Source organism: Aliikangiella coralliicola, from assembly GCF_007004725.1.
Classification (GTDB): Bacteria; Pseudomonadota; Gammaproteobacteria; order Enterobacterales; family Kangiellaceae; genus Aliikangiella; species Aliikangiella coralliicola.
In genome coordinates this window covers 551,861-575,722 of the sequence record NZ_ML660160.1, presented here as the reverse complement: position 1 = coordinate 575,722, position 23,862 = coordinate 551,861, and the positions used below count along the sequence as shown (strand labels likewise).

Here is a 23,862-nt window from a genome sequence, read left to right as displayed (position 1 = left end):
TTTAAATTCTCTTGTTAAACAGCCTTTTGCAATCTTTCTATTTGTTGTTCGCAAACCTGCATCAATGCCTGACAAGTGTCGAGCATTCGATTTGAAAACCCCCACTCGTTATCGTACCAGGCCATCACTTTAACCAGGTTACCGTTAACACCAGTTTGAGAAGCATCAAAACAGGACGATGCCGAGTTGTGGTTAAAATCAATTGACACTAAGGGTTCATCATTAAAGTACAAAACTCCGGCCATTTTTCCCATTGAGGCGTTTTTAATTAAAGTGTTGATCTCATCAACACTCGTTTCACGAGACGCAATAAAATTAAAATCAATGAGTGATACATTTGCAGTTGGTACTCGAACAGCAAGACCATCAAGTTTCCCTTGCATCTCGGGCAATACCAATCCGACAGCTTGTGCAGCGCCAGTTTTCGTTGGAATCATCGACATTGTTGCTGAACGCGCCCGGTAGAGATCTTTGTGTGGCATATCGATCAAATTTTGATCATTGGTATAAGCATGCACCGTTGTCATGACTCCTTTTTCAATACCAATCGAGTCGTTAATTACCTTAGCAATCGGTGCGAGACAATTTGTGGTACAAGAAGCGTTTGAAATAATTTGAGAATCGCTATTTAACACTTCATCATTAACACCATAAACAATAGTCGCATCAACATCGGTCCCAGGTGCGGAGATAATGACCTTATGAGCACCTGCCTCAATATGAGTTTTGGCTTGGGCTCTGCTTCTGAAAACACCGGTACACTCAAATACAACATCAATCCCCAGGCGCTTCCAGGGTAAATTTTTCGGTTCTCTTTCTGATAATACTTCTATCTCATCTCCATTGACACTCATGATATTTTCAGAAAATAAAACCTCTGCATTAAACTTTCCGTGAACAGAATCGTATCGTGTTAAATGGACATTCGTTTCAGCGCTCCCCAAATCGTTAATAGCCACTATTTGAATTTCGCTTCTTTTGCCCGACTCATACAACGCCCGCAAAACATTACGCCCGATTCGACCGTACCCATTAATAGCAACTCTAATCATTTCTACCTCCCACAAGGTGATAAACTTAATTGGATGCCAATAGGCTATTGGCAATATTTTTCACTTAACTTAATCTACGTTCTTAGGACAAAACGGCTAGCTGTCGTTATTGGTCGTTCCAACCATACTTGCCTGTTGTGCTAACTTTTTAATGCCTGACCAGTCTTTTTTCTCAATCATTTTTTTATTCAGCATCCAGGTTCCTCCCACACAAGCAACATTCGCTAATTCAAGATAGCGATCAGCACTTTCGAGGGAGATCCCGCCGGTTGGGCAAAAAGTAATTTGTGGTAGTGGACCAGCTAATGCTTTAAGCATTTCAATGCCGCCCGCTGCTTCCGCTGGGAAAAATTTTTGACACAAATACCCTTCTTCTAATAAATGCATCGCTTCACTCGGCGTCGACGCTCCCGGCAACAGGTTGACTCCTTCTGCCACTGCAGCACGTAACAAACTACTGGTGACACCAGGACTCACCATAAAATCAGCACCTACTTCTATGGATGCTCTCAATGTGGACATATCAGTTACCGTACCAGTACCAACAGCCACGTCAGGAAACGCTTGCTTGATTTGTGATACAGCTTCGATAGCAACGGATGTTCGCAAAGTCACTTCGAGGACTTTTAGTCCTCCTTCTACAAGTGCAGAAGCTAGCGGTAAAGCATCAGACAAGCGGTCAATAACTATCACCGGAATCACTGGGCCGCGTTTGAGAATATCGATCATATCTGTCATATCAAAATCCTGATTACTCGTTGTTAATTCGATCATTCCGCCCAATAAACTTCGACCGGAGTTTGTCTTTGATTTAAGAGTGCACTTATCGGTTGTTTCAACACATCTTTCTCCCCACCAGCACCGCGCAATACCTCGAGTTTTTCTTTACCAGTAATCAATAGAATAATTAACTGGCTGTGGAGCAAAGCCGGCAAAGTTAAACTCATACGCTGTGTATACTCACCAGCGACCGGACATCCTTGGGCGTTAATACCAATACACTTTTTAGTTTGTGCTGGGTCCATAGCTTCACCAATTTGCTGGGCGCCGGGAAATAAAGAAGCGAAGTGTCCGTCTTTTCCCATACCGAGTAGAGTGACATCAAAAGGCTGTGGTAATTCGCTAATACTTAATTCAGACTGCGCTTCTCCTTCTGCCGGAGTTTTCGCTTCATTTTTTAACGGCATTAAACGCGCTTCTCGCGCATTATTGACAAGTAATTTTTGCTGAATTAACCACTGGTTACTTTGCTCGTGCGTGGTCTCTATCCATCGTTCATCCGACGGTGCAACTAATATGTTGTGCCATAATAACGACATGTGAGAAAGCTTCTCAAAAACCGGGGCTGGTGTTGTACCACCGGGCACAACCATACTGGCTCTTCCCTGTTTTTCCACTCCTCGCGTTAGTTGCAATGCACATCGCTTGGTGACTTTTAAATAAAGTGATTCTCTATCATTGCAAAGGAATTCTTTAGTCATATTGATTGCCTTCTAATCTCATCTATTCTCTCTCCAGTTTATTTACTTTTGCCGGTACTCGTTTTATTTTCAGCGATGTTAATCCAACTCTGTTCTCGTTTTTCAAATAGCTCATTCGCTTTAGTTGGTCCCCAACTTCCCGCACTATAAAATTCCGGTGGAACCGCAGACGATTTCCAGCTTTCAATAATTGGATCAACCCATTTCCAGGCAGCCCTGACTTCATCGCGATGAATAAATAATGTTGAGTTGCCATGAATCGCATCAATTAATAATCGCTGGTAAGCTGAAGATTTAAATGGAATCGATTCTTGAGAAAAATCGAGGTTGAGTGTAATTGGTTTTAAGTTTTCTTTGCTTTCGAGCGATGAAGATAAATCTTCATTTTCACTTTTCTTCTCACCGTGTTCGCCAATCGCCTTAGCCATCAGTACTAATTGAATTTTTTCTTCAGGTTGTAACTGAATAATTAACCTGTTGGGTTCCAGATTTTTTTCTTTCGAACCATAAACATTATGGGTGACGTTTTTAAACTGCACGATAATTTCTGCACTTCGTTTCTTTAAACGCTTTCCTGTGCGCAAATAAAATGGGACACCCGCCCAGCGCCAGTTTTCGATAAAAGTTTTAATCGCGACATATGTTTCGGTATTACTTTGATAGCTCTCTAGTTCATCAAGATACCCTGGCACTTTTTCGCCATCAATCTGTCCACTCACATACTGGCCTCGGACAACCGACGACTCCATATCTTCGGGCAAAATAGGTTTAAGCGCTCTGAGTACTTTTATTTTTTCAACGCGAACATCCTCTGCCCTGAGTTTGTTCGGTGACTCCATTGCAACCAGACACAAAAGTTGCAGTAAGTGATTTTGTACCATGTCTCGCATTGCGCCTGCTTCATCGTAAAACCCCGCCCTTCCTTCGAGTCCGACTTGTTCACTGATGCTAATCTGAATATGTTCTATCGCCTTAGAGTCCCAGATATTTTCGAACAGGAAGTTACCGAACCTCAACGCCAGGAGGTTTTGTACTGTTTCCTTTCCCAGGTAATGATCAATTCGATAGATTTGCTCTTCCTGAAAGTAACGCGCCATTGTTTCATTAATCTTCTCTGCCGAATCCAGGTCGTATCCCAAGGGCTTCTCGACAACGATTCTGGAATTGGGCGTAATCAGGTTTTTGGTCGACAAATTTTCGCAACAAGCACCATAAATCGACGGCATGACGGCCAGGTAAAACAGGCGGATGTATTCTTCCCTGCCTTCAAACAAATCGGAGAATTGCGTCCAGCCCTGCTCAAGATTTGTCAGGTCCAGCATTACCGGTTCAACAATTGACATAAAAGCATTGCAGCGCGAAGAATCGAACTCTTCGGCATCTAAAAAAGTTTTCAACGCTTCTTCAATTCGCTCGGGTAGTACTTCAAAATCACTAGGCTTACGACAACACACCAAAATGCGCGAGTCTTCCGAGCAATGACCCTGATGGTATGCGCGATACATTGCTGGTAATAATTTTCGCATCGACAAATCACCCGTGCCGCCGAAAATCACTAAATCAAATACTTGCTTCATTATTACTCCAATTCATTACATTGCTCTCAGGGAAAAACTGGTTCAAAAAACTGATGCCCCCAGTTCCGCCGAAACAACCCGCTCTCTAAAAGCACCAAATAATTCTCGGCCGACACCAAAATCAGAATCCAGATTGTCGATTGACACCCTTTCTCTTTGTTCAAATTCGGATTGGTCGACTAAAATATTCAACTCGCCTTTTTGCGCATCTAATCGAATGACATCACCGTCTACAATTTTTGAAATTGCGCCGCCATCACTCGCTTCCGGAATCATATGAATGGCAGCAGGAACTTTCCCTGAAGCACCAGACATACGGCCGTCAGTGACAATCGCCACTTGATATCCTTTATCTTGCTGAACACCCAACAAAGGCGTTAGCTTATGCAACTCTGGCATTCCATTTGTTTTGGGGCCTTGAAAACGAATGACCGCAACAAAATCTTTATTGAGCTCGCCATTTTTAAAACTTTTCTCGAAATCTTCTTGCGAATGAAATACTGCTGCCGGCGCTTCGACAACCTGATGCTGTTGTGCAACTGCCGACACTTTAATCACTGAACGTCCTAAATTTCCGGTAAGCAGTTTTAGCCCGCCCTGCTCACTAAAAGAATGATTCGCAGGTCTTAACACTGTATCGTCGAGGCTTTCTCGACTGACGTTTTTCCAACGAACATTAAATTGCGATAAGCTCACATCAGTTTTGTCTCGGTAGATATCGGCACTGGTGTTTTGCGTTAACTCGGGTTCTTTAAAATAAGACTCAAGACCTTCTCCTAAAATGGTAAAAACGTCCTGATGGAGCAGTCCAGCATCACTCAGCTCCCGCATTAAAAACCCCATTCCACCGGCCGCATGGAAATGATTGATATCGGCACTACCGTTAGGATAAATGCGACAAAGCAACGGAACGACTTCCGATAACTCAGCCATGTCTTGCCAGTCAATTTTGATACCTGCAGCTCTCGCGATTGCTACCAGGTGAATGGCATGATTAGTTGAGCCGCCGGTTGATAGCAATCCGGCAATACCGTTAACAATGGTCTTTTCGCTGACAATTTTTGCTAGTGGAATCGCCTGAGAATTGCCGTTAAGTTGCGAAACTAAATTGTCGACTGCGGCAATAGTTAAGGCTTCTCTTAAATTTGTATAAGGTGGTACAAAGGAACTCCCCGGCAGGTGCAATCCCATTATCTCCATCAGCATTTGGTTGCTGTTGGCAGTACCATAAAAGGTACAAGTGCCTGGTCCATGATAGGAGTGGCTTTCTGATGCCAATAATTCTGCGCGGCCCACCTTTCCTTCTGCGTATGCCTGACGTACTTTTGCTTTATCACTGTTGCTCTGACCGGTCGTCATGGGCCCCGCTGGCAGAAACACGGTGGGCAAATGACCGAAACTGAGAGCGCCGACTAGAAGACCGGGGACTATTTTGTCACAAACCCCTAAACATAGAACGCCGTCGAACATGTTATGGGAAAGCGATACAGCGGTTGCCATAGCGATTAAATCCCGGCTGAATAAAGACAGCTCCATGCCAGACTGGCCCTGGGTCACGCCATCGCACATCGCGGGAACGCCGCCGGCAACCTGCGCTGTAGCGCCTGCGCGAATAGCGGTCTTTCTAATTAGCTCGGGATAAGACTGATAAGGCTGATGTGCAGATAACATATCATTGTACGAATTAACGATGGCTAAATTCGGCGCATGTTCCGCCGCCAATAGCTTTTTTTCGTTCTCACTACACGCAGCCATACCATGTGCAAGGTTACCGCAACCCAATGTCGCACGAGCGGGCTTATGTTCTTCCTGACCAGCCATTCGTCGCAAATAATCCGATCGAAATGGCTTACTCTTCTCAATAATATTTTGAGTTATACGCGATATTTCCTTTCGTGCGGCTGACTGATTGTTTCCGACTGATGCTTTCGTACTTTTTCCACTTTGACCAGATACAGACATTCTTTCTTCTTTCGCCTCGACAAGACTCTCTCGGTTGATAATTGATAACGAGCAAAGGTTTTCGCTCTGGTTTAATTAACGCACATACTGACACCGGTGTCAATTAGCAATCAATAAAATCGATAACGAGAACACTTGTCGAAGTACCAAGCGAAAGGGATTAATGAAACGGATTAGTAAAGTGAATTAGTAGATCTGATTTTAGTAGACAATCAAACTCTTAATGGCGCACTCGATTCTCTGACGATTAGCTCACCGTCGAGTTGCCTTTTTTCGTGACTTGACCCTTTTTCTCGGATGTTTTCTATCAAAATATTGACCGCTTGAGAGGCCATTGCTCTGACGGGCTGCTTTATCGTCGTTAACGACGGCCACAAATACTCACAAATAGGTGCATTATCAAAGCCGACTACCGATAACTCATGGGGAATCATAATTCGCCGCTGACTGGCTACTTTGAGCACGCCGGCTGCCATATAATCATTACTCGCAAAAATCGCAGTGGGTGGGCTAGCCAAGCCCAGCAACCGTCTGCCGCAATCCTCTCCGCTGGTGAATCGGAAGTCTCCCTGTTGAATGTAATCCGAATTAATTTCGATACCAGCTTCTTCTAACGCACTACAGTACCCCTGAAACCTCTGTTCAGAGACGTTATGGTCGATATGCCCTTTGATAAAGCCTATCTGCACATGACCTAATGAGATCAGGTAACGCGTCATCTGGTAAGCCGCCTGAACATCATTACTAATCACACACAGAGAGTCCGATTCCATTACCGTTGCACCAATTCTCACATATGCAATTTTTCTGCTATCGAGCATTTCAAGCAAAGATTTCATATCAGAAAAAGGTGGAGTCAGCACCAAGCCATCAAGACGCGACTCAGTAATCAAACTATCAATCCCAGTTAGTGATTGTTCACTTTCATGGTCGGTAGGATGAATTAACAGGTGGTACCCATTTTTATCGCAAATCTCTAGTGCGCCGGTTTGAATATCTGAAACATAACTTTTATTGGGATTGTCATAAACCAGACCGATCAAGAATGATTGATTGGTTGCCAGTCCTCTGGCTTGGGGGCTCGGTCGGTAACCTAGTTCATTAAATGCGTCTGTTACTTTTTGCTTGGTTGATTGACTTACATTGGGCTCGTCATTAAGCACCCTTGAAACCGTTTTCTTAGACACTCCTGCGTGTTTAGCGACAACATTGATAGTGACTTTTTGCAACTTTATTTCCTTTATCAAACCGCGATAACAGACCTATTTCAGATCAGTGTTGTTTACAAGGTTACTCTGCGAGTCATTTCATGAGCTCAAATTTGTGTAATACACCAATCAGTATATCGATCAAAATGTGCCTTAAAGCGCGGTCTAAGTCAATGAAAGCCAAGAACATCTCGATTCACCAGACGGCAGGTAACAACCGCCATTAGGAAAGATCAGCCGGAATTTAATGCTCAAATGAATTCCTGAACCAGGCGGCAGCCCCTAACAACGCAGAGTTGCCTTCAGTAACCAGCTGGACAGGAATGTCTTCCAGATAGTGGCTCATTTGATCTTTTGCCCTGAAAGCTCGCTTAAAATCACTGTCGATAAGAAAATCTGCAATTCTCGGCAATATCCCGCCACCAAGAAATACGCCTCCGCGAGCACCGAGCGCTAACGCTAAGTCGCCAGTAACACCGCCGAGCCAGGAACAAAATAACGCAAGCGTTCGTTGACACATTTCATCGGTGCCGGCCAATGCATGCCGACTGATTTCGGCAGTCGACAACTGACGGGCTGTCCGTCCCTCTACCGCGGCTAACGCATGATATAAATGACGCAGCCCAGGCCCCGAAAAAACGCGCTCTACCGAAACCAGTGAATATTTTCGCGAAAGCTGTTCCTTAATTGCCGCCTGAAGCGCGGTGTTTGCCGCCAATGACATATGTCCGCCTTCTGACGCTAACACATTCACCCGATGGTTTTGAGTCACCAAAGCAGCGACGCCAAACCCGGTACCAGGGCCAAGCACAGCGATAGGGCTCCCTTTGATACCATTTCCCTGGTTAATGGTACGCAAATGACCTTGCTCAAGATATTGAATAGCGTACGCGTATGCAGCAAAGTCGTTGATTATCTGTAAATTCGAAAAACCGAGTTTTCGCCTGGTGGACGGTACGCAGATATCCCAATTCAGATTGGTGAGTCGAATGCGTTCTCCCGCAACCGGCCCAGCCACCGCCAAACATGCCCCTTCAATCGATTTTTCATCTAATGTTTCCCTGTAACACGCCACAGCCTGCTCTACTCCATCGAACTCAGCGCTGGGATAGGTTTGCTGATTTTCAACTGTAAACTGTTGATTTTCCTTATTAAAAGTTGTGACCAGGCCAAATCGGGCGTTAGTACCGCCAATATCCGCCACAATATAAGGGCAATGATTATTTAATTGTTGCATAAGTTATATTCTCAATGATCATTCTAATAACGATTTTTTTCGACTATATCTTCAAATTTTGTTGAGCAGACCCGTAACAGTCGTGTGAATAAACCATCTACTTAAAGTCGCTGGCTCATAAACTACTACAAACAATATGATTTGGCTTTTTTATTACGCAATCCAATCATGATATGATAAATTATGATACCGGTGTCATTATTGATTTGTCAAAACTTTAATTGTGAGTCAGGCTAGCCTACTTTTATCAAAACCACAGTTAGAGTATATTGGCTGACAGTATTTTTACCCAAATCGGCTTTTACCCGGCCTTTAAAAATAAGTAATCTTTAAAATAAGCAGCCTTTAAAATTTATCAATTGGTTTTTAGCAGGAGTTTCATTTGAAAGGTAAAGCCACTTCATTTGACATCGCGCACCATGCTGGGGTCTCCCAGTCAACGGTGTCGCGAGCTTTACGCAATAGCCCGCTGGTCAATGAAGAGACTCGTGCAAGAATTCACGCGATTGCAAAAGAACTCAACTACAAAGTCGATAAAAATGCGAGCAATCTTCGCTCTCAACAAAGCGGTACAATCGCGCTACTCTTATTTCAGGATCCAACCAGCGACGACTCTCAGATTAATCCGTTTTTCCTCTCCATGCTTGGAAGCATCACTCGTGCTTGCACACAAAAAGGCTATGATCTCCTGGTGTCGTTTCAAGAGCTTGAGGACGATTGGCATGCTGACTATGAAGATTGCCACAAAGCAGACGGCATTATTTTGCTTGGATATGGTGATTACACTGACTACGAAGAGAAGCTGATTCAACTTGAGTCACAAGGGACTCATTTTGTTCGCTGGGGAGCGGTGAAGGAAGGACAACCAGGAATTTCGATCGGTTGCGATAATTTTCAGGGCGGATTCGATGTCACTCAACATTTAATTCAATCAGGCCGCAAAAATATTGCTTTTATTGGTGGTGCTTCCAAACACTGCCCTGAATTTTTTGATCGATACAACGGCTCCTGTCACGCAATCGAAAAAGCTGGATTGAAAGTGAATGCAAAACTACAAATTGAAGCAATCACTACAGAACAATCAGGATATGCAGCAGCTTTACAATTACTTGCCCTTAAACAACCATTCGACGCAGTTTTTTGCGCCAGCGACTTAATCGCAATTGGCGTGGTAAAAGCTTTGCGAGAAAGAGGCATGGAAATCCCGACCGATATCGCAGTGGTCGGCTACGATAATATTCCGCTCTCAGAATTCATCCGCCCTACTCTCACAACCGTTCAACAAGATACTAAATTAGCTGGTGAAGTTTTAGTTGAGACCTTGTTGGACAGAATTAATGAAAAGCAAGTCGAGACAACTATGTTACCGGCGAAGCTGATAGTTAGAGAATCTTGTGGTGGGAAAAATTGATTGTCGTTTTTTGAATTACATTACTTAAACGCTATTCAGAAAAACATACAATCAAGATCTTGAAAGAGCAAGAATCAGGCTGTAGCCTCGCCGGTATTTGCCGTCGCTTTGCAATTGGTCAGAGTACTTTCTATAAAGCTTTCCCCTTGAATATTCCGTAATTCGAGCTACAACTCCCTGATATTGAACCTAAAAATATATTCCAATCAAAGCAAATCACTTCAGTTAACAGAGATTTCTGTGTAGTATCCTTGGCTATATTGGTGATTTCAGATAACTTGGCATGTTAAGCGACTCGGTTCAACTCAACCTGAAATGGAAAGACGGCACTAAAGAAGTCTCTGCTGTGGTGGAGCTTGGTGAGTCGACTATCTATATTGGGCGTGGGCGTGAAAATGACGTTATCTTTGCCGACACTAGCGTTTCGCGCAAACACGCCAGAATCACCCAAACTCCTCAAGGTATCTCAATTCAAGACCTTAATTCGCGTTTTGGGACTTACGTCGACCATATTGCTATCGGCCCCGAAAACTCGATTCTGATCCAGTCCGATGTTGAAATTCGACTGGGGAATCTAGCCATAAAGCTTGAAATCGTCCGACCCGAAAAATGGCTGGGACGCTTGACTCAAGAGTTTTCAGCAACCAACCTACCCGCTTCGATAAAAGAGCTGAAGCAGCAAACATTGAATATTCTCAATCAACAGCCCACGAATAACTATTCCCCGGAAGAACAGCAACAAGTCATCGAACAGCAAAAAGTCATCGAGAAGGCCTTTAACAAAACGGAACAATTGGTCACTTCATGGGTAGAACAGAATACAGTCATACACAATATTCACTTGATGCTAAACCAAACACCGATTTATCAGGATTTTCTCGCGCAGATCCTGCCACCAATCGCCAATGTGTTAAAAGCTGATCGCGGATTCATACTTAAATTTGATGAGCAACATCGAAAATTAGTTCCTTCAGCGACTTATCACTATCAATTTGATGAAGAAACTCAAGCACTGGACAACAATGATTTATATAGTCAAACCGTTGCCAGGCGCTGTTACGACGAAAACGAAATCGTTTTGATTGAAGACACATGTAACGAAATTTCACTAAACCAGGCATTTAGTATCCATAAATTTTCCATCAAAAGTGCAGTTGTCATACCCCTGAGCTATGGCGAACGGACCCTCGGCGTTATTTATCTTGATAGTCAAACCAAAGCCAGCTGTTTCAATGAAGAACAAAAGCCTTTCTTACAATCGCTGCAAATTCACTTAGGCACAGCACTTAAAAGTGCGATGCACTACAGCCAGGCTATCACCGACGATTTAACGGGTTTATATACACGAAAATTTTTCGAAGAACGAATTAAGCAAGCGATGGATCAATCCAGACGATATGCTTCAACCTGTTGTCTGATCTTGCTGGACATTGATCACTTTAAAAATATTAATGACACTTATGGCCACAATTGCGGCGATCAGGTGCTCAGAGAAGTTGCCAACTTGCTTAGTATGACAGCGCGAAAGAGCGACGTTGTGGGTCGACTAGGCGGAGAAGAATTTATCTTCCTGCTAACAGAAACCAACGAAGAAGGCGCGCTTCGCTACGCCGAGCGTTTGCGCAAAGACATTGCGAACTTAGAAATTCAAAATGATGGTATTCGTGTTTCAGTAACCGCAAGTTTTGGTATCGTCGAATATGAGGCCTCACTGGGTACCATGCCCTACCGATTTATTGAAGAGGCAGATGCTGCCATGTATCTCGCCAAGCGTGCGGGACGTGACCGTGTACACGTCTCTACCAAAAAATCGCTAGAGTCTTTAAATACTCACATTCCAGATATCACCTTAACAGACTAATCAACTCAATTTAAATTTCCACCGATGAATTGTAAAAAATGCCAGCAAAGTAACTCTCCGCTTAACTTTTTTTGTGATAGTTGCGGAGAAGAACTCATCGCAGAAGGTCAGATGATGACTTTAAGTACTTCTTCATCGAATACTTCTCCATCGAATACTTTTTCATCCCAGTATGACGATGGAGATGATATCGACCAAACTCAAACCCGTTTTACACCAGACTTAACCACCAAACCACGATTAAATTTGAGTGATGAAAAACTCAATAGCGATGGTTCCATCACCCTGCCGAATCCACAATCATTTGTTCTGACCGCTACACATAAACGCGAAGACAAGGATGATGGTTCAAATACCCAATCGGGAATGGAGTCTGGCCACCCATTTCAAATCGTCAAAAAGGTTGGCGAAGGTGCGATGGGAATTGTTTATAAAGCCAGAGATACACAACTTAACAGATTAATCGCGCTAAAAATATTTCGTAATAAACGCGTTACCCGGCAAATCAGAGAGAACATGTTAGATGAAGCTCGGTTAGCATCCGCGCTAAATCACCCCAATGTTGTCACGATTTATGACGTCGCACGCAACAAAGATAACTGTTTTATCGCGATGGAATGGATAGAGGGAAAAACGCTCGATCGCTTTCTTGCTCCGTTAGTTTCAAGTCAAGGAGAGGGTAACCAGTTCACCAAGTTATCTTCACAGCAAAAGCTGTCGTATGCTCGACAGATTGCAGCAGGGCTAGCTAGCGCACACAAAGCTGGAATTATTCATCGAGATCTCAAACCAACCAACATCATGATTCGCGCCAGTGAACCGCGGGTAAAGATACTTGATTTTGGCATTGCAGAAATATCGTCTTTTTCGCAACAAACAAACGCTACAAAACAGAACCTTGAAAATGCGTCGTTAAATAGCGATTCAACTTTAGATCGAACCAATCAAACTTCAACCAGTGAAACAATCAGTCCCGCAGCAGAATTGCGTGGAACGCTATGTTATATGTCGCCGGAACAATCTCGTGGACGAAAATTAACGACTAGTAGCGATGTGTTTGCGTTTGGAATTATTTTATACCAGATGTTTTACGGTAATCACCCTTTCTATAAAAAACAACCGGAACTGACCTTAGAAGCAATACGAACGCATACGCCAGAGTTTCGTCCTAACTCCAACGACGGAGAATCTAAAAAGGAAAAGTCGCTACATAAAATTCCAAAAGTTATCGAGCGACTTATTCAACAATGCTTGAATAAAGACCCTGTGCAACGTCCAAAATCGATGGCAGAAATAGAATTGACATTACTGGAAGCTGAGCGAGAAGAAAAAAATCGCCGCTCGCGCGGCGGATGGCGATATTGGTTCACTTCCTGGCGTCTGATTCCATTGGCCAGCTTAGCCGCTGTAGCGGTTATCACTACCCCTCAAATTTTACGAGAACCAACTCCTATATCGCGGGAAAATATTTTACTCAATGGAAAAACCATTGCAATTTTACCTTTCGATAATATCAGCGGAGATCCCGCACTGGATGTATTTTCACGAGGTCTTTCAATCAGTCTGAGTAATGAGCTTGCTTTAGTGGGTCAGGAAAATAAGGATACCTGGGTGATCCCCTCGACAGAACTAAGAAAACTCAAAGACACCAGCGCTGAAGCAATTTATAAAAAATACAACCCTGAACTGATTCTTAGCGGGTCAATTCAGCATCTTGGTAACATCAGGCGTTTAAATATTTCTATTCTCAACGCAAAAGATTCAAAATTACTGCACTCAATCGTACATGATATTCCAGTAAATGAAGTGTTTAAGTGGCAATCTAAAATTCGAGATTCTATTTTGAATTTGTTGGATTGGTCGGTTTCGAATACTTTGCAAGCTAGACTCAACCAGCCATTAACGAATGGGTCAGAAGCTTATCAGAGCTATTTAGAAGGATTAGCTTACCTTTATCGGTATGATTATAAGGATAACCTAGATAAGGCGATTTCGGCTTTTGAAAAAGCTGTTGAAATAGACACAGGCTTCCTCGAAGCGACAAGGGAACTGGCGGGAGCCTATATTCGAGCCGCCAAAATACGAAATGGTGCAGAATGGTTAGAGCAAGCCGAAATCTATGGAAAACGAGCAATTAATTTAGCACCACAACACTCGTTAAGCCATTCCATTTTAGGGAATGTTTTATATGCAAAGACGGAATTTGATAAGGCGATGCAAAGCTATCAGAAGGCAATCAAAATGGATAGTAACAATGCGATCGCTTACTTTGGTTTGGCCAAAATTTACAAACGAAACGGAGAACTAGACAAAGCAGAACAAACTTATCTACGCTCCTTGGAAATAAACGAAAACTGGATAGTTTGGAATTACCTTGCAGTATTCTACTACAGGACAAATCAACTTGATAAAGCTGAAAGCGCCTATAGTATGTTACAAAAGCTAACGCCTAACAATGATGTTGCCTATCAAATTAACGGTGCTATACAAATGAGTCGCGGAGACTACAAAAATGCACTAAAAACTTTTACGGAAGCAATTAAAATTGAAGCAACAGGAAATAACTACTCTAACTTAGGCACAGTTCAGTTTTATCAAAAAAATTATGATGACTCAATAAAAAACTTTTTACTAGCGGTCAATTTAAACCCAAAAAACCACAAATTTTGGCACAACCTGGGAGATTCTTACCGCTGGAAAAAAGATGCAAAATCAGCAAATAGCGCCTATTACAAGGCATTGAATCTTCTTAAGCTTAAAATGTCTAAACAACCGAATAAAAGACTGTACAAGATTACCAAGGCAATGCTACTAGCCAAAATGGGAAAAGTAAAAGAAGCTTTAAGAGAAATGGAATTGATTGATAATATTAACGATTCTTATCATAAGGTATTGGCAGCCCAGATTTTTACGCTGTGCGGCCAATACGAAACCTCTATTGATTGGATAAACAAGGCTCTTTTACAGGGATACCCAAAGCAAAGCCTGATAGACGAACCAGAATTTCAAAAGTTATTCGAATCGAGCTGGCGTAAAAAAATCACTTTTCTAAACAACAAAAAGTGAGCCATATTCGACTTACTCTAATCATCGTCATCACCATCTGATACAACAATCATCGGGTCTAGTACATGATAAACGTCGTCTTCAGTTTGTACATAAACGATGTAAGAGTTATAAGCAGGCACATTAACTGCACCATCAGTTTGAACTTGCAATGTGCCAGTTTTACTGACATCACCAAAAGCATATTTTTGTTCATCAGCCAACGAAAAAGGATTATTGAAATACAGTCCCCAATCTTTAACAGTTGTTGAATTGTTTAGCGGTGTTGGCGAATCGTTACTCATCGAAAAAGTAATATCTTGGCCTTTTTGCGCGGTTACCGAAGGGTTCGCGCAGGTAATCGTCCCATTGTTGAAAGTAAAACTCACAGATAGTGGTTGAGGCATAACACATCCTTTCATATTATTAATAGGTTATTGTTTAATGATTATGAGCTTCGATGCCGAGTGACTGCAAAATTAATCAGTGAAATTAATCAATGACACTAAGCCCTATGCTCACTTTGCCTTAATTCCATTACTTAAAAATGAAATCAACCGCTATTTATAACGCAGTTATTAAAAGAAAGAAATGCTTATTTGTTGAGTCAACCTCACTTCTGGTAATAACATAGGAACATTCCAACCGACTCTTCAATCATATCTTCAACTTCTTGCTCGGTTGGAGACTCTTTACCTTTTAGCAGCCTGGGCCAATAGGATTCCATTTTTACCAGCCCCATAAATTTTCTGCAGGCTTCTTCACCACAGGATAAATTTAGCTCACCTTCAGCAATCGCAGAATCAAACCAGTTATACATATCCGACTCAATCGCTGACATTTGTTCCATTGCGTGTTGTATTCGTTGTGGATTCTGTAAAGCTTCCGGCATAACTACACGAGAAAGTCCGATAAACTCGTCAGATGAAAACAGGTTTATTTTCACCCGTGCGATCGCCTCAAGCTGTTTTCGCAGAGGAATACCGTTTTCATAAGGTTGTGGAGAAGTTTCTGCGATCAAGCCAAACATATACTTAACAATACCCATATAAAGCTCGTCTTTGCTGGCAAAATGATTGTAAACCGTTCGCTTGGAAACCTCCGCACGCTGCGCGACATTGTCCATGCTTGTTCCTGAAAAACCTTTCTCACGGAACTCCTGAACAGATGCCAATATAATCTGCTGTTTCTTTTTTTCAGTTAACTTCATGATTTTCAACAACTAAATTTTAGTTTCATCAATTAATACTCACTGTAACACATTTTTTTACACTAAGCAGTTTACTTTTTCGCAAACAAAAAGTAAACTACACCGTACAGTTTACTTGAGCTAGTGTAATTTTATGAGCAAACCCGATAGACAAAATACCAAAGGAAGCAACCAGAAGCGCAGTTTTAAGCAGTTAGGGTTGTTAATAAGACGTCGAAAAATCACCACATTTATATTGCTACTTGGAGGCACCATAGCCATGACTATCTCTTCTCTTAACGCAGTAACCGTCGAAAATGACGCCCCTTATTTAACTTCCTCACAGTATAACGCTGCAGGAAAATTCACTAATCAAAAAATGGTAGACGAATTCAGTTTTAGTCGCCTGTTCAGAATAGTGAAGCGTTCTTTATTCGAAAAAAAGCAAAACACGGCACCCGACAAATTGATTCCTTTAGAATCGATTTCTGACACGCAACTTGAACAACTTCCCAGCGATAAAACATCTATCATTCGATTAGGTCATTCAACCATTCTATTAAAATTAGACAAACAGTTTTGGTTGATCGATCCAGTATTTTCCGAGAGAGCTTCACCATTTTCATTTATGGGTCCTAAGCGATTTCATCAACCGCCAATTAGCATTAACGATCTTCCAGAAATTGATGGCGTGATCATTTCACACAATCACTATGACCATCTTGACGAGTACTCCATCAAGCAACTAGCTAATAAAGTGAAGCACTTTATCATGCCACTTGGAAATTCTGCACAAGTGATCGACTGGGGAATTAATCCAGATAAAGTAACCGAGCTAGATTGGTGGCAATCAATTCAAATTGAAGGCACCAAAATTACTGCAACACCCGCACAACACTTTTCCGGCCGAGGAATCAGCGACCGCAATAAAACTTTATGGAGTTCATGGGTAATTAAATCGGAATCAAGCAACTTATTTTTCAGCGGTGACACCGGCTATTTTGACGGGTTCAAGGAAATAGGAAATCAATACGGCCCATTCGATCTAACGATGCTCGAAACAGGCGCTTATGATAAAGATTGGTCAGAGGTTCACATGAGCCCAACTGAATCTGCCCAAGCGCACAAAGATTTAAAAGGTAAAAAACTATTACCGATTCACAATGGCACATTTGACCTGGCTTTTCATAGTTGGACAGATCCCTTTGAGCAAATGGTCGAAATTGCAAACCGAGACTGGATTGATTTGTTAACCCCTAAAATGGGACAGGTTGTTACTCTAAACAATGATGATTCAGTTGATGCAGCACGGGATTTATTTTGGTGGCGTTAGCCACTTATCAAATTGCGGTTTTATTTTAAGATGATATAGCGCAGCTTTAACTCGATTTGGAAAAAATGACCATGAACTTAGTTTTATAAACACAGTCCTAATTGTTAATTTTTTCCATCAGGAGAGCAGCTATATCACTTAAATTAGAGTCATTTAAATTAGAGTCACTTAAATTAAAGCCGCTTAGTTTAAGATTTTTCGCGTCTTGTTCTGCGATACCTGTTTTTATCTATTTGTCTGTTGTGATTCATGAGTATGGGCATGTCCTGGGTGCTAAGCTGGTTAGTAATCAAACCCTGACAGTTTACATTTGGCCTGGCTACGAATTACACCCTAACATAGGTTCTCCCTATAAAAAGAACTGGCCGAAAGGAGTAGTCGCATTTGGAGGAATTCAGGCACCTCCTGCCATTTCCTCAAAAGCTAGTGAGATTCCAGGTTGGAAAAAGTACATAGATTTAAAACAGGAAGAATATAAGCCAATAACAGAATTTGACTCAAGTATAATAGCGTTATCAGGGAGCGGTCTTAATTCATTACTTTCAGTAATATCACTGTTATTCATCTATATATTCAAGCCAAAAGGAATAGGTCTGGCGGTGTCCGTTGCAGGAGCGCTCTTGCACTACGACTTGCTACTTTATAGCGTGCTACCGATATTTTTCGATTTACCACACTTAATTTTTTGGGGTGGGACAAGCCCCGAACCAATCATTGCACTATCTAAATTAGGGCTACCTCAATATTTCTCAGTGAGTTCCGTCATTTTTATCTCGGCAATTCAACTGGGTTGTTTGTACAAATTGTTAAAATCACTGCCCGGCAATTAAGTAGAAAATTTTGCTAAGTTTATGAAGTTAATCTCGACTACTAGCCTCTCTTTCCCTTCCCATTAACTGCCGCATCCGTTCTATTAATTGCTGATTGTTATTGGCTGCATCAAAAAATAAAATAGATATGCCATGAGCCTCAACAACCCTTTTGAGTGACCCCTTGACAATTATCTTCTCATTTGAAAACGCCTCGCGCCACTGGCCATCACTTAAATACTTATCTATATTAAACTCAACGGGGGTATCACCCTTGTTTAACATAACCAGGGCAGTCTGATATTTCCCGCCATGTTCAAATATACGATAAAATGCAGCTTTATTTTTTGAGAACTCTAAATTTACCTGCAAGCCTTTCTGTAAGGCTATGGCGTTTTTCCTGATATTAGCGACCTTGCTCAAAGCTCGATAGACTGGATGTTTCTCTGCTTTCTCGATATTTTCCTGCCCCAGATAATTACGATTACCGGCATGCTCGCTAGTCCCAGCCATAAATGCGATTTCAGAGCCATAATAAATTACTGGAATTCCACGTGAGGTAAATAGCCAGTTATGGGCATCGATAAAACCGTTATCATCAGCATTCATCCGAGACATGTCGTGATTATCGTAAAACGTCATCAATTCATAAGGATTTTTATAAGGACCTTTTTCCAGGTGTAGGTAATTTGTCAGTTCGCTAAAGTCAGAGTTTTTGTTTTCAAAAACTTTTGTCATCCATTCTCGACCGGGAAAGTCCAGTACACTTATCCCACCATTTTTGTCCAAAGTATGTTCCGCAATAAAATCGGCGTCAAAGGAGTAACTTTCCGCAAACATAAAAAATTCAGAGTGCTTGTCTCTTATTCTATCGCTAAAGGCTTTCCAGAATGAATGCGGCATATGTTTGATGGTATCAATTCGAAACGCATCTGCGCCTTGAGTTATCCAGTAAAGATATGCTTCGCTAAAGTAGTCGAGTACCTCTGGATTATCCTGGTTAAAATCCGACAATTGTAATATATCGTTAGACTTATTATAAAATCGGTGCAACGGGTTATCATCAGAAAGTTTTTCAGGGTCGAGGTTTTGTTGATCAGCAATTAAACGCCCATCTTTATCAAATAATTGACCAAACTTTGGCTGTTGTTTTGGCTTCATCGTATAGGCCGGTGAACCATGATTTAGAACGATATCTAAAACCGTCTTAATCTGATATTTTTCGCGCAGCTGCTGAGTCAGTTGTTTAAAGTCTAAATTTTTCGATGGTAGATGCTCATCCGTTTTAAAAAAGTTGACGCCCCAATATCCATGATATCCGGTCTTTCCACCATCACGAAAAGCACGGCCAAATGCTATCGGCTCACCACCGGCGAAAGACTCATCGGGTTGATCGACAATTGGTGTCAGCCAGATGGCACCAAAACCAAGGTCCTTAATATAACCAGCGTTATCTAAAATGCCTTGAAAATCGCCTCCCATATAACCGACGTTAGCAACCTGTCCATTAGGCCCGACTAAAGTGTTCTGAAAAGTTGGATTATCACCACCTTGATTGGGGAAGTTATTTTCAGGATCACCATCAACAAACCGGTCAGTCATCAAGAAATAAACGGCATTACTCGCAAAAGGTTCTAAGGTGCCGTAAAAAGACTCGGTCTGTAAAGATACTCGCTCCATAATTCGAGACTCATTGTCAGCCTTATCCTGACAACTGATCAAAGCGGTAGTAACTAATAAACCTGTAATTTTTAGCAGTAGCTTTTTTGTTTTTTTCATTATTTATGATCTTTAAATATTTAGCTGTTGAAACAATTAAAGTAAAACACCTCGATTAACCAATCAGGCCCCCGCTAACTCCTTTTCAGCGATTAACTTTTCCGCTGACTCATCTCTAACAAAATAAACAGAAATAGCCCCTAGAATCATAAACACGCCGGCTAAGACAATAATGTTAATCGCTTGATTATCAAAAATATGCGCTAGAATTTGACCAGCAATTATTCCCGACAGAATTTGCGGCGCAGCGATGGTGAAGTTGAATATTCCCATATAAACACCGGTTTTAGCTGCCGGTAAAGAGTCAGAAAGAATTGCGTAAGGCATCGCTAAAATTGCCGCCCATGCAATCCCAATACCGGCCATAGGAAACAATAATCCAATTGCGCCTTTGGGAACATCGACTTCAGTGACCAACAAGTTGACATGGACAATTTCTGAGTTTTGAAATGCCAGAAAACTGATGTACCCGATGCCACCAAGTAACAGGGAAACCGAGTAAGTCAGTTTACGACCGAACAGATTTGCAATACGAGTTAACAGAATCGAAAATATCGCCGCAAACAACGAATAAGCAGCAAAGATAATTCCTACCCAGTCGCCGGCAGCACCTTTTGCCGCCGCAATTTCTGCGGGAATGGTACCAACAGATGTCAGGTAATCCGGATCGAACCATTTAGCTTCAACTCCCCAGATATATTGCGTAATAGCAGGCGTGGTGTAAACCCACATAATAAACAACGCAAACCAGGAAAAAAATTGTACCACAGCCAATTGCTTCATCGTTTTCGGCATACCGATTAATAGTTTAAAAAAGCCTGACAGTTTCTCAGCGAGAGACTTTTGAACTGCAAGCTCTTTGTTGAGTTCTGTTTCATCTATACCTTTATAAGCATTATATTGTTTCGGTGAGTATTCTTTGGTTCTAAAAACAGTCCATAATACCGAACCAAACAGCGCCGTAGCACCAAGATAAAATGCCCAGATAACTGATGGCGCAACCTCTCCCGCTTTTGCAGTATTATCCAGACCAATCACATTAGTTAACACAAACGGTAAAATCGAGCCACAAACAGCACCAATATTAATTAGCAAGGACTGGATTGAGTAGCCCAGATTGCGTTGCTCTGAAGGCACCATATCTGACACCAAAGCTCGAAATGGCTGCATAGTGACATTAAAAGCGCCATCCATTAACGCCAGCATAATGCCGCCGAAGATCATAGGCGCCATAATTGCGACGGCAATCTGTGCATTTGGCATAAACGCCATGCCTATCGCCGCAGCAATTGCGCCAAAGAGAATATAAGGATTACGACGACCAAAACGGTTCCAGGTTCTATCTGAAGCAGAACCGACGATTGGTTGTACGATTAACCCCATTAATGGCGCGACTATCCAAAATAGTGAAAGAGAATGAAGATCAGCCCCTAAATCGGAAAGAATTCTACTCGCATTCGCATTTTGTAGCGCAAAACCGAATTGCACACCTAAAAATCCAAAACTAACATTCCACACCTGCCAGAATGATAACGCGGGCTGTTTTATTTTTTTGTTCATTAATCTACCTTTAGTCGCCGTTGGAGGTTATTTCAATGTTAATAACAACTGGATGTGCTTTTTGCTATGCCACTCAATTACTATGCCATTCAACCATTTTGACTGGCTACGCAAATATCAGTTTCGCTTTGGTCTATTACAGTTCCTTTTTATCTTAAATTGATTGTCAAAAGCGAGTAAAAAAACAAGTTTTTTCTATGCATACGTATGCAGGCGTTTGAATAGCAGATTACCTTTCAAGTATGCTGCAATTAATACAATGAAAACGAATTAAACAAAAATAACGACAGGTTTCAAATGAGTCAAACTTCATGGTGGCGAGGAGCCGTCATTTATCAAATTTATCCCAGAAGCCTTAAGGATAGTAACGGCGATGGCGTTGGCGATCTACAAGGTATCGTGCAACAACTCGACTATATTGCGAGTTTAGGCGTTGATGCAATCTGGGTTTCGCCATTCTTTAAGTCTCCCATGAAAGATTTCGGTTATGACATCAGTGACTATCAAGATGTTGACCCACTATTTGGTACGCTTGAAGATTTCGATCAACTCATCGCTAAAGCTCATGATTTAGGGCTAAAAGTTATTATTGATCAAGTTCTCAGTCACACATCCGATCAACATGCCTGGTTTATCGAAAGTCGAGACAATAAAACCAATTCGAAAGCAGATTGGTACGTTTGGGCTGATGCAAAAGAAGACGGTTCTGCGCCCAATAATTGGTTGTCTATTTTTGGTGGTTGTGCCTGGCAGTGGGAACCTCGACGCCAACAATACTATCTGCATAATTTTTTAACCAGCCAGCCGGACTTAAACTTCCATAATCCAGATGTTCAACAAGCTATTCTTGAAAATGTTGAGTTCTGGTTGAAACGAAAAGTAGACGGTTTTCGGTTAGATGCAATTAACTTTTGCTATCACGATAAAATGCTCAGAGACAACCCAGCCAAACCAGTTAACGAAAGACAAGGGCGTGGTTTCAGTGAAGATAATCCTTACGCGTATCAATATCACTACTACAATAATACACAACCAGAAAACATCGCTTTTATTGAAAAGTTAAGAGCTTTGTTAGATCAGTATCCTGGTACAACCACCCTTGGTGAAATTTCATCAGAAGACTCGTTGGCAACCATGGCCGAATATACTGAAGGTGGAAAGAGGCTTCACATGGGTTATAGTTTTGAACTACTAACCGATGATTTTTCAGCACAATATATCCGGCAAACAGTTGAGTCATTAGAGTCAAAAATGACCGAAGGATGGCCTTGCTGGGCTATCAGCAATCATGACGTAAAACGTGTTGTTAGCCGTTGGGGCGATAAAGAAAATAGCGAAGCTAAAGCAAAACTATTCAGCGCCCTGTTAGGTTCGTTGAGAGGTAGTATTTGTTCTTATCAAGGTGAAGAGCTTGGGCTAGAAGAAGCCGAGCTGACATTTGAACAATTACAAGATCCCTATGGTATTACCTTCTGGCCTACTTTTAAAGGGCGAGATGGATGTCGAACGCCAATGCCATGGAATAGTCATTTACCACACGCAGGTTTTTCTGAAAATGATAGTTGGTTACCGATCCCTGTTTCGCATATTGATAAAGCTATAAACCTGCAAGAAGATGATCCGCTATCAGTGTTAAATAGTTTTCGTCAGTTTTTTGCATGGCGGAAAAATTATCCTTCGCTCATAACTGGAAATATTAATTTTATTGATACTGAAGAACCGGTACTTGGATTTTTCCGCGAAAATAGTGATGAGAAGTTACTGGTGTATTTTAACCTTTCTTCTTCTCAACAAGTGATTCCAATAAACCAGGAATATGTGTTGTCTAGTGTTGAAGGTCATGGTTTATCCTCCGGCGCAATAAGTGGTAATCAGGTTGTGCTTCCTGCTTATGGATGCCTGTTTGCTAAGTGTAAATAGGTTGCGCCTTTTTTTTATTTTTTTGAGCTTGTTTTTATGCCGCTTTGCTTATGTGCGGCGTTTTTTTTGTTTCCGTGGAAGTTGTGTGAGTTTCTATTTTATTAAGGGCGGTTTCGCATCGCTTTGCTTGCATGCGACTTACTTTTTTCAACAGCTAAAAAAGTAAGCAAAAAAGCCGAGCGCTTGCCGCTGGGCAATTGATACAGGCGAAATTCACTAGAAACAAACCTTTAGCACTGAAGTTGTTATTGAGATGCTATCGCCTGCTCTGTGGAAGGTAGTCTTTACAATGAAGCATTGTTGCTGTTACGCATGCAGATTGTCGTTTGGTTCTTTCTAAGATATTAATTTTGTCGTGCTTTGATTAGCTATTTTCAACTAGTTTCAGGATATATTGACTGTCCGCAATCACTAAATATCGAATACGTGGAGGAGTGA

The 23,862-nt window shown here is 41.8% G+C and carries 17 protein-coding genes; 6 read left to right on the top strand and 11 right to left on the bottom strand.

Translation table 11 applies throughout. The annotated features are described in order from the left end of the window. Positions 1 to 14 precede the first annotated feature (14 nt). From gap to glk, 7 genes are all read right to left on the bottom strand, one after another. On the bottom strand, positions 15 to 1,052 hold the full coding sequence (gene gap / locus FLL46_RS02080) for a type I glyceraldehyde-3-phosphate dehydrogenase (protein WP_142891756.1): 1,038 nt from the start codon (positions 1,050 to 1,052) through the stop codon (positions 15 to 17). 96 nt (positions 1,053 to 1,148) lie between these two features. Beyond that, the gene (locus tag FLL46_RS02075; RefSeq protein WP_142891755.1) at positions 1,149 to 1,790 is read right to left on the bottom strand and encodes a bifunctional 4-hydroxy-2-oxoglutarate aldolase/2-dehydro-3-deoxy-phosphogluconate aldolase; all 642 of its coding nucleotides are present in this window, start codon (positions 1,788 to 1,790) and stop codon (positions 1,149 to 1,151) included. Between the two features lie 32 nt (positions 1,791 to 1,822). Continuing rightward, entirely contained in the window at positions 1,823 to 2,533 is a 711-nt protein-coding gene (pgl, locus tag FLL46_RS02070) for a 6-phosphogluconolactonase (protein WP_142891754.1), read from the bottom strand. Positions 2,534 to 2,571: 38 nt separating this feature from the next. Then, entirely contained in the window at positions 2,572 to 4,110 is a 1,539-nt protein-coding gene (gene zwf, locus FLL46_RS02065) for a glucose-6-phosphate dehydrogenase (RefSeq protein WP_142891753.1), read from the bottom strand. 42 nt (positions 4,111 to 4,152) lie between these two features. Continuing rightward, positions 4,153 to 6,072, bottom strand: a complete 1,920-nt coding sequence (gene edd / locus FLL46_RS02060) for a phosphogluconate dehydratase (RefSeq protein WP_142891752.1) — start codon at positions 6,070 to 6,072, stop codon at positions 4,153 to 4,155. Between the two features lie 212 nt (positions 6,073 to 6,284). Continuing rightward, positions 6,285 to 7,301, bottom strand: a complete 1,017-nt coding sequence (locus FLL46_RS02055) for a LacI family DNA-binding transcriptional regulator (RefSeq protein ID WP_142891751.1) — start codon at positions 7,299 to 7,301, stop codon at positions 6,285 to 6,287. A gap of 223 nt (positions 7,302 to 7,524) precedes the next feature. Further along, positions 7,525 to 8,517 (bottom strand): glucokinase, encoded by a 993-nt coding sequence (glk, locus tag FLL46_RS02050; RefSeq protein WP_142891750.1) that lies wholly within the window; start codon positions 8,515 to 8,517, stop codon positions 7,525 to 7,527. A gap of 382 nt (positions 8,518 to 8,899) precedes the next feature. Between glk and FLL46_RS02045 the strand changes: the two genes are divergently transcribed. From FLL46_RS02045 to FLL46_RS02035, 3 genes are all read left to right on the top strand, one after another. After that, entirely contained in the window at positions 8,900 to 9,928 is a 1,029-nt protein-coding gene (locus FLL46_RS02045; RefSeq protein ID WP_142891749.1) for a LacI family DNA-binding transcriptional regulator, read from the top strand. A gap of 283 nt (positions 9,929 to 10,211) precedes the next feature. Further along, a complete protein-coding gene (locus FLL46_RS02040; protein WP_142891748.1) occupies positions 10,212 to 11,789 on the top strand; it encodes a diguanylate cyclase in 1,578 nt (525 codons plus the stop codon). A gap of 24 nt (positions 11,790 to 11,813) precedes the next feature. After that, positions 11,814 to 14,855 (top strand): serine/threonine-protein kinase, encoded by a 3,042-nt coding sequence (locus FLL46_RS02035; RefSeq protein WP_142891747.1) that lies wholly within the window; start codon positions 11,814 to 11,816, stop codon positions 14,853 to 14,855. 17 nt (positions 14,856 to 14,872) lie between these two features. On the opposite strand, the gene FLL46_RS02030 is transcribed toward FLL46_RS02035, so the two are convergent. Further along, entirely contained in the window at positions 14,873 to 15,241 is a 369-nt protein-coding gene (locus FLL46_RS02030; protein ID WP_142891746.1) for a hypothetical protein, read from the bottom strand. A gap of 206 nt (positions 15,242 to 15,447) precedes the next feature. Continuing rightward, the gene (locus tag FLL46_RS02025) at positions 15,448 to 16,044 is read right to left on the bottom strand and encodes a TetR/AcrR family transcriptional regulator (RefSeq protein ID WP_142891745.1); all 597 of its coding nucleotides are present in this window, start codon (positions 16,042 to 16,044) and stop codon (positions 15,448 to 15,450) included. A 133-nt stretch (positions 16,045 to 16,177) separates the two neighbouring features. Here FLL46_RS02025 and FLL46_RS02020 point away from each other — a divergent pair, with 133 nt between their 5' ends. Then, complete coding sequence (locus tag FLL46_RS02020) at positions 16,178 to 17,356, top strand: MBL fold metallo-hydrolase (protein WP_210418571.1); 1,179 nt, start codon at positions 16,178 to 16,180, stop codon at positions 17,354 to 17,356. A 101-nt stretch (positions 17,357 to 17,457) separates the two neighbouring features. Beyond that, a complete protein-coding gene (locus FLL46_RS02015; RefSeq protein ID WP_142891744.1) occupies positions 17,458 to 18,186 on the top strand; it encodes a site-2 protease family protein in 729 nt (242 codons plus the stop codon). 27 nt (positions 18,187 to 18,213) lie between these two features. Here FLL46_RS02015 and FLL46_RS02010 read toward each other — a convergent pair whose 3' ends face one another. Together FLL46_RS02010 and FLL46_RS02005 are read right to left on the bottom strand one after the other, a co-directional pair. Continuing rightward, positions 18,214 to 19,944, bottom strand: coding sequence for an alpha-amylase family glycosyl hydrolase (locus FLL46_RS02010; protein WP_142891743.1), 1,731 nt, complete (start codon positions 19,942 to 19,944; stop codon positions 18,214 to 18,216). A gap of 63 nt (positions 19,945 to 20,007) precedes the next feature. Beyond that, a complete protein-coding gene (locus FLL46_RS02005) occupies positions 20,008 to 21,504 on the bottom strand; it encodes an MFS transporter (RefSeq protein ID WP_142891742.1) in 1,497 nt (498 codons plus the stop codon). Between the two features lie 297 nt (positions 21,505 to 21,801). Here FLL46_RS02005 and FLL46_RS02000 point away from each other — a divergent pair, with 297 nt between their 5' ends. Next, complete coding sequence (locus FLL46_RS02000) at positions 21,802 to 23,424, top strand: alpha-amylase family glycosyl hydrolase (protein ID WP_142891741.1); 1,623 nt, start codon at positions 21,802 to 21,804, stop codon at positions 23,422 to 23,424. The last annotated feature ends 438 nt before the right edge of the window (positions 23,425 to 23,862 follow it).